Here is a 13,618-nt window from a genome sequence, read left to right as displayed (position 1 = left end):
ACCTCACCCCTAATAACTTGGGGCAAACTTGGAACAACTTTGGAGCACTCAAATAAAAATCCCTACAAAATTGTAGGGATTTTATTATGTTATTACATCTTATGTATCCAGAACTCAGGGTTGAGGCGGGTAGTATTTTTATATAAGAAGAACTTCATTTCAGTTTTACCATTGCTGTCGGTAAAGATTTTCCCAAGAGGCTCTTTAGCTTTTACTTTATCCCCCTTCTTTACATATACATCAGTGAGGTTATAGTAAATAGTAATGTAGTTACCGTGACGTACCTGCACCACTTTGTTACTTCCTGGGATCGATTGTATAGCCGATACTTCTCCTTCAAACACACAACGAGCTTCTGAACCCTTTTCAGTAGCAATGGTTACACCATTGTTGTAATGTTGAAGATCAGGGTACACAGGGTCATAATACACTCCAAAACCTTGCGATTTGTAGCCTTTTGCCACTGGCCAAATAAGGTTGCCTTTGTTGGCTTCAAAACTGTCAGCAACTTTGCGCGTTTCTGGAGTAAGCACAAAGGTAACCTCAGTATTAGATGCTGAAGAAGGGGTAGAAGTTGTTTTAGGGGCATTTTTCCCTCTGTTCAAGGCTGCCAAACGCTCTTTCTCTCGTCTATTTGCCTCTATGATAGCCAAACGAATCAGGCGCTGTATCTCGCGGTCAATAGCGTTAGCTTGTTTTTGTTTTTCGCGAATTTGTGCTTCATAATTACGCTCTGCGGCACGGATATTAGTAGCCAATACTTCTAATTCCTTTTTCTCAGTTTGCAAAGTAGCTTGCTCTTGGCGTTGTTCTTCTAATACTTGGTTTTTAGTGTTGCGTTGGGCGAGTAGAGTGTCGTTGATGCTCTTTATCTTCTCAGTTTTAGTCTGGATGAGGGTTACTTGTTCTTTGCGATAATCGGCATATTGCTTCATATAAGCCAAACGTTTGTAAGCCTGTGAAAAACTTTCAGAAGAAAGCAAGAATAACAATCGGTTTTGAGCTGATTTGCTTTTAAACGACTGCTTAATAATCTTTGCGTATTCGCCTTTGTGGTATCCCAATTCTTTTTTGAGGATGCGCAGTTGTTCCTCGTTGTCGGCTATTTCCTTAGAAAGCAAATTCGCCTGTTGCTGATTGATTTGTATCAGGCGGGTGCGCGCTAATATCTTCTCGTTAGCAGCTTCTATCTGCTGAATCGTGGTTTTGTGTTGCTGACTTTGTTGTTGGCGCAAAGCGGACATCTGCTTGATTTGTTCAAGCAGTGCCTTCTTACGTTGTTCTAATTCTTTTTGCTTAGTTTGGGCTGTAAGAAGTAGCGGAAAGCAAAGCAAAAGCAATGTGATTTTTAGTATATTCATAGGTCGTAGCACGACGGGCATTTTTTTAGTCTCACACAGATTTCAGGGATATTGGAGTTAGGAAACTAACAAAAAAATATTTGCTCATCAGTTATAAACCTCCCCCTAACCCCCTCAAAGAGGGGGAATGTGTGACGCAGAAGCAATATTGTTAATTCTTAATTGTTATCTCTTTCATTCCTGATGGGATTTTGAAAGGGAATGACTGTTTTTTATCTAAATCCAATCCTTTGAACTCTAAAGTGATTTGGGTACTATTTTCTCCTTCGCTGGCAACTATCTTGATAGTGTGAGGCAATAAAAGTTCCCCCACTTGTTGATAGCTGTAAGTCGTTACTGCCTTTTGGTTCGTCCGATTCACTTCAGTAACCTCTATGCGGTAATTATCGGGGAAAATGCGGTAAATCACTTCCACAGGTGACTCTCCAGTGACTTCAATATTGTAGCGGTTGTTGTCGTCAGGGAGGAGCTTGATAATCCCTTCACTCTTAAAATTTAAATCGTAAAGCGCATTGCCTAATAATAGATTCTGCAATTCGTTAAAACCTACGTCTACCCCCAATAACTTACTGATATAACTAAAATCGCCACTGAAGAACGAACTGTCTAAGCGGTTATAGTACTCAGCTTTTTCAGGGGTAATGAGTGCTTTGGCTATCCCCAAAGGAGCAGAAATCCATATTGTTTTGTCTTTCTCCATACGAAAAGAAAGAGGCAGGGTCTGCTCGTTTTTACCATCGTTATAAGTTACTTGCAGGTTAGCGCTGAGGGTTTTAAAAGTAGGAAACGACTTGAGGTGCTGGTTGATAATTTCTTTGGTTTGTTTATCAACACTGGTTCTGCCTGCTGGCGTTACTGCTACCTGTTTAGTTTTACAGCTCACTAATAATACAGCTGTAAGGATTAAGATGATTTTTTTCATAGTGCTAATTTGTCAATGAGTCAATTTGTCTAATCGACTTTGTCAAAGTTTGAGACTTTGACAAAGTTTGCAATGCTGTTTATTCATCATTTGCCGGTGCTACCGAACCCTCCTGTGCCTCTTTCGGTTTGTGAAAGCTCAGCTACAGCTTCAAAGGTGGCTTTCTCGTATTTGGCGAATACCATTTGGGCAATACGATCGGTGTGAGTGATGGTGAAGGGTTCATTGGATAGGTTTACAATAGGCACTTTTACTTCGCCACGATAATCGCAATCAATAGTGCCTGGGCTATTGATTACTGTAATACCGTGTTTGATTGCCAACCCACTGCGCGGGCGCACCTGGGCTTCATAGCCTTCAGGAATTTCTAAATATAAGCCCGTAGGCACTAAAGCGCGTTCCAAAGGCTGCAAAGTGATACTGCCTTCGGGTAAATTCGCACGTAGGTCTACGCCAGCAGCGCCTTCGGTTTGATAGGAAGGGAGGGCGTTATCGGATACATTTTTTATTTTTACGATCATTTCTTAGTAGGTTTCAAGGGGCTATCCGAAAGTCACTTTTGCGTCGCTATAGTTCCCCCTTCAAAGGGGGACAATCCGCAATCATACTTTTGAAAAACTTTTCGGACACCCTCAAAGTTTGCGATGTTTATTATTTATTACTTGTTACATCATTGGTGAATTAGGTAAATTGGTCAAAAGGGACTTTCTTGCCGTGTTTGTACAATACAAAAGACTTTTCGTCGATAAAGCCAAGTGCCATTCCTTCTGCCCCGAAATTATGAACATCGTCAAACTCTGGTGTGAATACTTCTTCGCCTTGGGCATTGACGAACCCCCAGAGGTCGTCCTTGCATACAGCAGCCATTCCGTTATGGAAATTGCAGACTTCATCGTACTGTAAGGGTACAATTTCTTCGCCTTTATTATTGATAAACCCCCATTGTTCATCAATCATCACGGCGGCAAATTCACCTTTGTTGTCAAAATCGGCGACTTCGTCGTATTTCAGCTCGCTGATGAGTTTACCTTCTTTGTTTACAAATCCCCATTTATTGTTTTTCATCACAGGGGAGAAACCGTTTTCAAAACCGAGAACTTCATCGTACTCAATAGGGACAAGTATTTTATTTTCTTTATTGATAATACCCCAATAGTTATTTTGCTTTACTCTGGAAAAACCTTCAAAGAAACCTTGGAGTTCGTGGTACTGATAAGGAATGAGCAGTTGGGCATTTTTATCAATACATCCCCATAAACTGTTTAGTTTCACAGGGGCAAGACCTTCGTTGAAGGATATGGCATCGTCATATTCAAAAGGGATTACTTCTTTCCCTTTGGTGTTGATAAATCCTGCTTTGCCGTCTTTACTTACGGCGGACATACGGGCTGAAAAATGGTCGGCTTGGTTATAAATAGCAGGGATAACGAGTTCGCCTTTGAGATTTACGAAGCCGAATTTGCCGTTTTTCTTTACTTTGGCAAATCCTTCAAAGAAATAAAAAATAGCTTCGTAGAACACGGGTACAATTTCCTTGCCAGAGGTGTTTATTGCGCCCCAAAGGTTGCCTACTTTCACTGGTGCTACTCCGCGTATAAAGGGGAGTGTGCTGTCGTACTTAAAAGGGCAAATTTCTTTGCCGTTGCGGTTTACGAAACCCCATTTGCCGTTGCGTTTGGCGGCTACGAGGTTGTCTTCAGTAAACATTTGAGATTCTTCATAGTTGTTGCGCCACAATTCTTGCGGTGTATTCATTCTTGATGTTTTTCTCTTATTATTGGGGGCAAAGGTAGGGAATTATACTGATAATACCAAAATAATGCCAAGAATACTGATAATACCAAATATTGAAGGTAAAAGATAAAAGGTAAAAGTTGGTTGAAGGTGTTTGGACGAGTCGGACAAGTCGGACATTTCAGACTTGTTGGAGAAAGTCTCAAAAATTCTGAGGGGGGGCTCAGAAGAGAGATGAGGAAGGAGAAAGATAACGAAGAATATCGGAAGTGGTTTTTCAGGTAAAAGATAAGAGATGGGCTGTAAGAAGGGTATGGTTAGCTTATACAAAGCTTATAGGAAGCTTATACGAATCTTGGACGATTGTTATACAAAGGGTGTATAAGTGGTTGAGAGTTAGTAGTTAAGAGTGAAGGAAAAAATGCTGAAAATAGGGTTTCGAGGCGAAAGAAATAGGAAGAGGTGTTAGGACTTAGGCAATAGGCAATAGGGGGAAATGGACGAGGAACGAGGAACGAATGACGAAGAAAACCTCCCCCTAGCCCCCTCGGAGAGGGGGAATTAGTGACGGAAACATCTCCCCTAATACACATACTCAGCTGTGCCTAATATTGTATAAACATCCCCCCTGCCCCCTTCAAAGGGGGAGATGCGATGGAGAGGATGTGAGAAAAAATGGAGGAAAACTCCCCCTATTCAATTATTTGGTAGTTGCTGACAACCTCAGAGAGGGGGATAACCTTCCCCTAGCCCCCCTCAAGGGGGGAGATGGGACGGGGAAAGAAAGTGAAACATCCCCCCCTGCCCCCCTCAAGGGGGGAGATGCGACGACAGGAAAAATAATAAAAACATCCCCTTCTCACATACTCCGCTCTCGCGGACTTCCCTCAAGGGGGGAGATGTGATGGGGAAAGTGAGAAAAATTTCTTTTTAGCCGACTCGGAGAGGGGGGATTAGTGACGGAAAAATGAAGGAACTCTTTCTTCAAGGAGGGAGGTAACTTACAGAAAGCCAACAAACCGGCAGATAAAAGTTACTTTTGTAACTTAATTGTAATGGTAGTTGCTTGTTAGTTCAGAAATAATTATTACTTTTGTCACTTGTAATTTGTTTTATAGGATATGCCTTTAGCTTTATTCAATTCTATTACCTCGTGGTTTTTAAAACGCCGTATTGACCAAATACAGGAGTTTGTAGAGCACCCTCACAAGGTTCAAGAGCGTGTGCTTTTGGAGCTTCTGGGTGCTGCCAAAGATACTGAACTCGGCAAGCTATATAATTTTGCTGAGGTAAAAAACTATGAGCAGTTTACTCGGAATACTCCTTTAGTGTTTTATGAAGACTTTGAGCCTTATGTTGAAAGGGCGAGGCGTGGGGAGCGGAATGTGTTTTGGCATACGCCGATTAAATGGTTTGCCAAGAGTAGTGGGACGACTAATGCTAAGAGTAAGTTTATTCCGGTAAGCGATGAGGCGTTGCAACTGTGCCATTACAAATCGGGGAAAGATATGTTGTGCTTATACCTAAACAACAACGAAGATTCGAATTTGTTCAAGGGGAAGAGTTTGAGATTGGGGGGTAGCAAGCAGTTGTATGAACAGAACGGTACTTATTTTGGGGATTTATCGGCGATTTTGATTGAAAATTTGCCTTTTTGGGCAGAATGGAGTTGTACGCCGAGCAACAAGGTATCGTTGATGAGTGAATGGGAAAGCAAGTTACAAGCGATTATCAGAGAGGCAAAAACAGAGAATGTGACGAGTATTGCGGGCGTTCCTTCGTGGATGTTAGTACTGCTAAACCGCTTTTTGGAAGACACTCAAAAGGAACATCTTTTGGAGTTGTGGCCTAACTTAGAAGTGTACTTTCACGGCGGGGTGAGCTTTATACCGTATCGTGAACAATATAAAAATATTATTCCTTCGGATAGTTTCCGTTATTACGAGATATACAATGCCTCTGAGGGCTTTTTTGCCATTCAAGACCGGAACAATTCGGACGAGATGTTGCTAATGCTGGACTACGGTATTTTCTATGAATTTATACCAATGGAGACCGTTGGCACTGCGGAGCAAAAGGCTATTCCGCTAAGTGAAGTGGAGATAGGAAAGAACTATGCGATGGTGATTACCACTAATGCGGGTTTGTGGCGTTATGTGATAGGAGATACGGTAAGGTTTACGTCGGTAGCGCCTTATAGGATTAAGATTACGGGCAGGACGAAGCATTTTATTAATGTATTTGGGGAAGAGCTCATTGTTGAGAACGCTGAACGTGCTTTGGAGAAAGCTTGTGAGCAGACCGGCAGTCAGCTAAAAGACTATACGGTAGCACCTATTTTTATGCAGGACAAGCTGAAAGGGGGACACGAATGGGTGATAGAGTTTGAGCAGGCACCGGAAAGTTTAGAGCAATTCACTGAGATATTAGACCTTGAGTTGCAAAAGCTCAATTCGGACTACGAAGCGAAGCGCTACAACAATATGACACTGAATATGCCTAAAGTGCACAAGGCTCGTACGGGGCTTTTCCACGATTGGCTGAAACACAAGGACAAGCTTGGAGGGCAAAACAAAGTGCCCCGACTCTCGAACAGCAGAGAGTACGTAGAGGAATTATTGAATTTGTAATGAAAATAAAAATGAAAAGGCGACCCAAATGAGTCGCCTTTATTATTTGCTATACCTTCAATTATCTTCTTCTTTTGCGGATAAAGATGATAAGCCCGACAAATGCGAGGAGGACGATACCTCCTATCCAAAGGGCGCTAAGCGATACTTTTTCTTGAGGGTTACCGGTGTTAGTTTCTTCTTTCTTGAGCACTTTAGCATCTTTAGTATTTGCTTGGTCATTAGGTTGTGCCTGACTGCCTTGGTGCGCTTGTGCCAATTGTTGCTGGTAGGCTTTGGCTTTCTCGGGGGCTACTTTTTGACTGATATAGTCTTGCAATTTCTTGTTTTCTGAAGAGAATTGCGAAGAGCTCACCCCAAACTGCTCGGTAAGGGTAGTGTGCATATCGGCAAGTTTGCTGATTTGAGTAGCAGAGGCTTTCCACATACCTTTGCGGGTGGCTTCGAGCATTACAGCGGTTACTTCTTGCAAGGCTGCCACATTTTCCTTCTTAATAAAGTCGGTAATACTAAGGTGGTTTTTATCTTCGATATAGGTGTCGTACACTTCGTTCCACATAGCATCGTCGATGAGTTCAGGGCGAGTAGCTTCCCAACCGTGCATATTGGTAACGATTTCGGATATTTGTCCAGCACTTGAAGCTTTACCCTTCATCATTTCTTTGATGTATTTAGGGTTAAATATGGTACTTCGGGCTTCGACTCCTACGGCTTCTTTGAGTTCTTGCACGTGCATATTCTTGTGATTGCGATAGTCAGCAAGGTAGGCATCGGGGTCTTTGCCGTTTACTTCTTTAATGGCGGCATTCATACCTCCCATAAATTCATAGACGTGATCAAGACTAAGAGCGCCCCAAGTGTTGTTTTGGCGAGGTTGAATAAGGACATCGGCATTCTTAATGGCAGCGCGAAACATACCTTCTTGGAACTTACTCCAGCCTTCTTTACTGCCGTAGAAAGCGCCCATATTATGCATATACACTTCGGCGATATCCTTTTGAGTTTCCCACTTATCACCAGCGTTAATCATTTCTTTAATGCCAGTATCATAACGCCCTTGTAAGCCACCGAAGATGCGTTCGGTAGAGAGTTCACGAGCTTCTTTGGGCGATACACCCGCAGCTACCAATTGCTTTTCGATATCTACACTACCGGCACTTACTTCATTGGCATAAGCTTCTTCAGGAAGTGCTGATACCATCTGAATGGCTTTAGTGAGCAAGAACAGACGAGAGGCAGCTAAATCACGGAACTGACCTGAGGTTTGTATCACCACATCTATACGCGGACGACCGAGTTCTTCAGACGGAATCACGCGTACATCGCCTACACGACCAAAGGTATCCCATACTGGTTCAACCCCTAACATATAGAGCGCTTGAGCAATGGAGACTCCTTCGGTTTCTATAAATTCGGAACTCCAAAAGGTATAAGCTATCTTCTTAGGATACTCGCCGTGTTTCTTTTGGTATTCAGCAATGACATTTTGAGCTAAAGCTATACCTCTATCCCACGCGAGTTTTGACGGAGTGCTTTCGGCATTGACGCCATAGAGGTTATGACCTGTAGGCACGCCTTTAGGATTGGCAACGGCATCACCTCCTGAAGAAGGTGGTGTATATCCTCCTTTGAGTGCATTAAAAAAGGCTTTTTCTTCTAAACGCGGACTTTCTTGCAAGCCTTGCTTGTAGAGCATCACATTATAGATGGCTTTTTCGATATCTACTAAGGCACGAGCATAGTCGGTTTTAGCTTTTTTAGCATTAAGAGCCACCAACTCTTCTTTGGTAAGAGGTTTGCGTTCTTCCTTCTTAGCAGGGGCTTTGATTTTAGTAGGACGACCTACCGCATCAGGTTTTTTGGCAGTAGCCGAAGCTGTAGCGCTTGTATGCGTAACGGCAGCTGTTGCTTGTTTTTTCATCTGCTGTTGCAAAAAGTAAGGCATACCATTGCCTTCTTCGGCAGCCACTGTTTCTTTGGCTTTTTGCAAATCATCGGGAGAGATATGTGCATAACTGCACACCAATTGGGTAGTTACCGGTTTACCTGCGAGTATTTGGTTTACTAAAGCTTTAGCAGGGTTGAGGTAACGAGCTGTAAAGAATGCTTTACGCTTGAGTTCGGCTTCAGTGACTTTACCGTGATACTTATCTAAAGTAGCAAGGCTGTAAGCAATAGGGTCGGCACTCATAGCCAAGACGGTAGAGTTAATTTTATCAGGAGTATAAGGCACGCCCATTACGTAGTATTCGCCATTAATCTTCTCGGTTGCAATTTCTTCGGCAAAGTTAGCAAGGCGGTCGATTTCATCTTCAGTATAGGGTTTACTAAGGATACTATCTAAACGCAAATCGCGGTGCAAGCCCATTTGCACGGCTAACTTTTTAATGTGTAAGCCAATGGCTTGTTTATCGGTAGGGTTCTTTGCTTTCTGATAAGAGAGGATATTATTCTCTAACGTATTAAAGGTATTGCGCATATCGCTTTCGGTAAATGCAGGAGTAAGATAGGACACGATACTGCCATACGCACGGCGTTTAGCCATCATTGCTTCGCCTATATTGCCAATGGTATAATAGTAGAAATGTGGTACTGTACCCACACATATATCTGACCAATCGTAATCGGAGAGGGCTACTTGCTTATTAGGGGTAAACTCTAAAGAGCCGTGCGTACCGAAGTGAATGAGCGCATCAGCTTTGAAGCCATTTTGTACCCACAAATAAGCTCCCATATAGGCGTAAGGAGGGATTTCTTTTACGCCGTGCAACACCTTAAAATCGTCATCAGTACTGATAGCGGCAGGAGGTTGAGGCAAGATAGTAATATTGCCTAAGGTGAGTTGTGCTACTGCTAAATAATCTTTGCCGTCTTTAGACGTATTGAGGTAAGTACCCGGTACTGCACCATTTTTTGCTATGACTTCTTTATAAAGCTTTTCGGGCAGTGTTTTCTTGAGCCAACTGTCCAATTCGTGAGCTTCGACTAAAGCAGGTGTGCCTGTAGCGAAGAATTTTTCGATATCACCTTTAGCGCTTGCCCTATAAGTATTGGCGTGGGTAATCAATAACTGGTTGAACTCTGCTTGAGTAGCAGGCAGATTGCCCACGTTATAGCCTTCGTTCTTCAATTGGTGCAAGAAGCGGAAGAGTGAAGGTTCGACCTCCATTCCTTGTGCTGCAGCAGGGGCAAGCCCTACACCTTTGAAGTATACGATAGCCAACTTCTTATCGGCATTGGCTTTGCGTTTGAGGTCGGTGAAGTTATGAACGATTTTAGCGAACTTTTGAGCGCGGTTTTCAATAGCATTTAGAAAGTAATACCCGTCTTTGTTCTGTTCTTGTGCAATCACCACATAAGGATATAACGCGCCGTCGAGCTCGGGCATTACAATGGTTTGCCCCATAAAGCCGCCTGACATTCCCATAGGGTCTTTTTCCCAATCGTCTTTCATTGCTAAGACGGATAGCCCTGTGAAGAGTGGCACGTTATGCGCTTTTGCCCAATTGGTGAAGAGTTCGGGTTGTCCCATCATCATTTGACCGTGAGGGAAATATACCACCGCATCGGGGTTGATTTCTTCAAGGAATTCGATGCGTTTGGCTTGAGCGGTGAACGGATAGACATTCAACCCCTCATTCTGGAGCGCACGTATGACCCCATTGAGATGTTCTTTATTGCCGCCAAAAGGTTCGTGCAATCCTGCTACTACGGCAATACGAGGAGCTCCTTCTTTATAGAAGTTATTCTTTTCAATATAGGTTTGATATTCTTTAAGTGACGCAAACGAACGCTCGTCGTCTAAATGGAAGTAGACGTTTTCTTTACGCTCGATAGGCGGTGCTGGTTCGGTGGCGAACCATTTCTTATCGATATATTTGCGGACATAACGCACGAGGTTTTGGTAGTTTGCCTTGTTGCCACTCATCAGATAGTCGCCCACTTGCTTGAGTTCGGTTTCGTTGAGGCTACTGATATCGTTATCGGGATTGGTAACGGCGAAGCTGTGGAAAGGCACACGGTTGGCGGCATCGATGAGCTGATTGCGCTGTTCGTCACTCACTTTGAGACCCATAGCCCACACGAGGACGAAGTCGTAGTTTTTGAGTTTATCCAATTCATCAAGAGGGACTTCCTCGATTTTGATAAACTTATCGGTATTTGAGAGGGCGATGTTAGACGCCTGATAGCTGATGAAATTTACCAGCGCAATACGGGTAGGGGCGATGTATTTTCGCCACACAAAATAACCTGCCAACACGATGAGGAGCAGGGTAAGAATGATTAAAATCTTTTTTTTCATTGATATCAGTGGTTAGTTAGTCACTAATTTTGGGTGCAAAGGTATGAAATTATTTTGAATAATAATAAATAGCGGAGAGAAAATTTAAGTGTGAGCTGCACAGGCAGGTGAAAAATTAGAAGATTAGTAAATTTGGAAATTAGGTGTGAGCCACACAGGCAGGTGGAAACTTTGTCAAAGTGTATACCGCTAAAAGTGACATATTAGTGGTTTCGGAAGGAAACGGAGGAATTCAGAAGCGAGATAAGGCAAGATTTGATGTAAAAAAGGTATTGGGAGGGTATGGTTAGCTTATACAAAGCTTATAGGAAGCTTATACGAATCTTGGACGATTGTTATACAAAGGGTGTATAAGTGATTGATTCATACCGTAATACAATAATACTAAAAATGCCAATAATGGGGTTTCGAGGCGAAAGAAAAAGGTCGTAGCACGACAGGCAAGGTCGTAGCACGACGGGCAGGTGGAAAATTAGAGCAATAGGCAATAGGGTTGTGACGGTCATTATTGTTATATAAACATCTTTTTAATATTGTATAAACATCCTCCCTACCCCCTTCAAAGGGGGAGATGCGACGGGGGGCGAGGGACGAATGGCGAGGGAAACCTCCCCCCTATTCACATACTCTGCTCTCGCAGACTTCCTTCAAGGGGGGAATTAGTGACGGAAAGGGGGAGAAACGTCCCCCCTGCCGCTTTCAAAGGAGGAATGCGGCGACAGGAAAAATAATAAAAACATCCCCCTAGCCCCCTTCAAAGGGGGAATGTAGTGACGGGAGAGGGGGGAATGTGATGACGGAAAGATGAAGACAACCTCCCCCTATTCACTTACTCGACTATTGTGGATAGCCTCACAGAGGGAGGAATTGGAGAGTCTAAAGGGGTTATGGGGCTTCATAAATTTCATATTATTAGCTGAAGTGGGTGCTTATAGTTTCATATTTAAGAAGTTGGGAATTACGGTATCGGCGGCTTTAAGTACTTCGGGATTGCCTATGCCTATGACTTTCATTCCGGCACTCTTGGCGGCTTGTACGCCTGCGGGGGCATCTTCGAACACGCAACAATCAGCGGGAGGGAGTCCCAAACCTTCGGCGGCTTTGAGGAATACTTCGGGGTCGGGCTTGGCTTTGCTTACCATCGTGCCATCGACAATAGCAGCGAATAGGGGGAGAATGCCAGTGCGCTCCAACACTAAGCGGGCATTACGGCTTGCTGAGCCCAAGGCTATCTTTTTGTGATGGGCTTTGAGGTGCTGTAAGAAGTTTAACACACCAGGTAGTAACTCAGAGCTATCGATATGGCTGATTTGCTCTAAGTACAATTTGTTTTTCCGCAAAGCAGTATCGGTGAAGCTGGTTTCGGAAAGTGTTTTGCCTGCCCATTTGAGAATTTGGTGCAAGGAGACTTCACGACCAATGCCTTTTAGTTGTTCGTTATGCTGAGGAGTGAGGTCGAAATTAAATTCTTTAGCGATGGTTTTCCACGCGATGTAGTGGTATTTAGCGGTGTCGACAAGCACACCGTCTAAGTCGAAAATATATCCTTTCATTTTTTTAGTTACTTATAAAACAAGAGTTTAAATATTATAAACCTCCCCCTAGCCCCCTCGGAGAGGGGAATGGATGACGGTCATCATAATTCAATATAAACCAAATATTATTAATTCTTGATTCATACTATTTATTTCGTCGGTCTTCACCCCATAGTAGTTTATAGCGCAGGGTGTTGATAAAGCTATCTCCGTCGAGGCGTATCATTTTCACGACAAAAGGCGCCTTACGGACTATAATGGAGTGTTTGTTGGCTACGGACTTGATATGTGAGTCGAGCGACATTAGGAATTTCTTTTCTCTGCCTGAGATTGTGAGTTTTACTTCGGTATCTTCGGGGATTACCAGCGGACGGGCGTTGAGGTTGTGAGGCGCGATGGGGGTAATGACGAAGTTTTTGGCGGTAGGGAGTATTACAGGTCCGCCACAGCTAAGAGAGTAGCCAGTAGAGCCTGTGGGGGTGGAGATGATAAGCCCGTCAGCCCAATAAGAGGAGAGGAAATCGCCGTTGAGTTCGGTATCGATAGTAATCATAGAGGCGGTATCTTTGCGAGTGACGGTTATTTCGTTCAGAGCGAAGTTCACGGGGTCTACGGGTTCGCCTGTATCGGCATAAACGGCTTCGATAACGGAACGTTCTACGACCTTGTAATTCCCCTCACGGAGTTGTGTTAGTACGTTTTTGAGGTCGTCTTTATGAGCATTTGCCAAGAAGCCCAAGCGTCCTGCATTGATACCGAGAATGGGGATTTGCAGGTTTCGGACATAGGTAATTCCCTTGAGCAGTGTGCCATCGCCCCCAATGGTGAGCATCACATCGTAAGAGGAGTTGAGGTCTTCGAAAGAGGCAAAGGCTTTTGCCCTTGCGAATAGCTCGGAGCGATCGTTGAGGTCGCTGAGGATTTCACGTTCTATAAACACTTTATCGGAGGGTAATAGAAGGGTAAAAAGCTCATTGAGAATGGCTTCGTTTTCCTCGGAATACTGGCGTATGTAAATAGCAATCTTCATTTTAGGCAGAAAACTAAGAATTTTTGGCAAAGATAGGGATAATATTAGAAATACCAAAAAAAGCCAATAATGCCAATGAAATGTATGTAGTGAGCTAAGGATT

At 43.4% G+C, this 13,618-nt stretch carries 8 protein-coding genes; 1 reads left to right on the top strand and 7 read right to left on the bottom strand.

Annotated elements, in window-relative coordinates; all coding sequences use genetic code 11:
* Nucleotides 1–92 precede the first annotated feature (92 nt).
* From RCZ04_RS04370 to RCZ04_RS04355, 4 genes are all read right to left on the bottom strand, one after another.
* Complete coding sequence (locus RCZ04_RS04370; protein WP_460484801.1) at nt 93–1,361, bottom strand: murein hydrolase activator EnvC family protein; 1,269 nt, start codon at nt 1,359–1,361, stop codon at nt 93–95.
* 151 nt (nt 1,362–1,512) lie between these two features.
* Entirely contained in the window at nt 1,513–2,283 is a 771-nt protein-coding gene (locus tag RCZ04_RS04365) for a DUF4292 domain-containing protein (protein ID WP_460484733.1), read from the bottom strand.
* A gap of 86 nt (nt 2,284–2,369) precedes the next feature.
* Entirely contained in the window at nt 2,370–2,804 is a 435-nt protein-coding gene (gene dut / locus RCZ04_RS04360) for a dUTP diphosphatase (RefSeq protein ID WP_460484732.1), read from the bottom strand.
* Nucleotides 2,805–2,964: 160 nt separating this feature from the next.
* Nucleotides 2,965–4,038, bottom strand: coding sequence for a WG repeat-containing protein (locus tag RCZ04_RS04355; protein WP_460484731.1), 1,074 nt, complete (start codon nt 4,036–4,038; stop codon nt 2,965–2,967).
* A gap of 1,100 nt (nt 4,039–5,138) precedes the next feature.
* Here RCZ04_RS04355 and RCZ04_RS04350 point away from each other — a divergent pair.
* Entirely contained in the window at nt 5,139–6,647 is a 1,509-nt protein-coding gene (locus RCZ04_RS04350) for a GH3 auxin-responsive promoter family protein (protein ID WP_460484730.1), read from the top strand.
* 61 nt (nt 6,648–6,708) lie between these two features.
* On the opposite strand, the gene RCZ04_RS04345 is transcribed toward RCZ04_RS04350, so the two are convergent.
* The 3 genes from RCZ04_RS04345 to RCZ04_RS04335 all read right to left on the bottom strand — a co-directional run bounded on the left by RCZ04_RS04345 (nt 6,709) and on the right by RCZ04_RS04335 (nt 13,515).
* Nucleotides 6,709–10,950 carry a cobaltochelatase subunit CobN gene (locus RCZ04_RS04345; protein ID WP_460484729.1) on the bottom strand — a complete coding sequence of 1,414 codons (4,242 nt, stop codon included), beginning with the start codon at nt 10,948–10,950 and terminating at the stop codon, nt 6,709–6,711.
* Nucleotides 10,951–11,879: 929 nt separating this feature from the next.
* On the bottom strand, nt 11,880–12,503 hold the full coding sequence (gene pgmB, locus RCZ04_RS04340; RefSeq protein WP_460484728.1) for an HAD family hydrolase: 624 nt from the start codon (nt 12,501–12,503) through the stop codon (nt 11,880–11,882).
* 127 nt (nt 12,504–12,630) lie between these two features.
* Entirely contained in the window at nt 12,631–13,515 is an 885-nt protein-coding gene (locus RCZ04_RS04335) for a diacylglycerol kinase catalytic domain-containing protein (RefSeq protein WP_460484800.1), read from the bottom strand.
* Between the last annotated feature and the right edge of the window lie 103 nt (nt 13,516–13,618).

Source organism: Capnocytophaga sp. HP1101 (genome assembly GCF_054772415.1).
The sequence above is the reverse complement of the archived record's forward strand: the minus strand, read 5'-3'. Positions and strand labels throughout refer to the sequence as shown.

Bases quoted from the DNA above. Each gene is read 5' to 3' on its own strand.
- RCZ04_RS04355 (WP_460484731.1), bottom strand. From the start codon at position 4,038: ATGAATACACCGCAAGAATTGTGGCGCAACAACTATGAAGAATCTCAA.
- pgmB (WP_460484728.1), bottom strand. From the start codon at position 12,503: ATGAAAGGATATATTTTCGACTTAGACGGTGTGCTTGTCGACACCGCT.
- RCZ04_RS04350 (WP_460484730.1), top strand. From the start codon at position 5,139: ATGCCTTTAGCTTTATTCAATTCTATTACCTCGTGGTTTTTAAAACGC.
- RCZ04_RS04345 (WP_460484729.1), bottom strand. From the start codon at position 10,950: ATGAAAAAAAAGATTTTAATCATTCTTACCCTGCTCCTCATCGTGTTG.
- RCZ04_RS04365 (WP_460484733.1), bottom strand. From the start codon at position 2,283: ATGAAAAAAATCATCTTAATCCTTACAGCTGTATTATTAGTGAGCTGT.
- RCZ04_RS04335 (WP_460484800.1), bottom strand. From the start codon at position 13,515: ATGAAGATTGCTATTTACATACGCCAGTATTCCGAGGAAAACGAAGCC.
- RCZ04_RS04370 (WP_460484801.1), bottom strand. From the start codon at position 1,361: ATGAATATACTAAAAATCACATTGCTTTTGCTTTGCTTTCCGCTACTT.
- dut (WP_460484732.1), bottom strand. From the start codon at position 2,804: ATGATCGTAAAAATAAAAAATGTATCCGATAACGCCCTCCCTTCCTAT.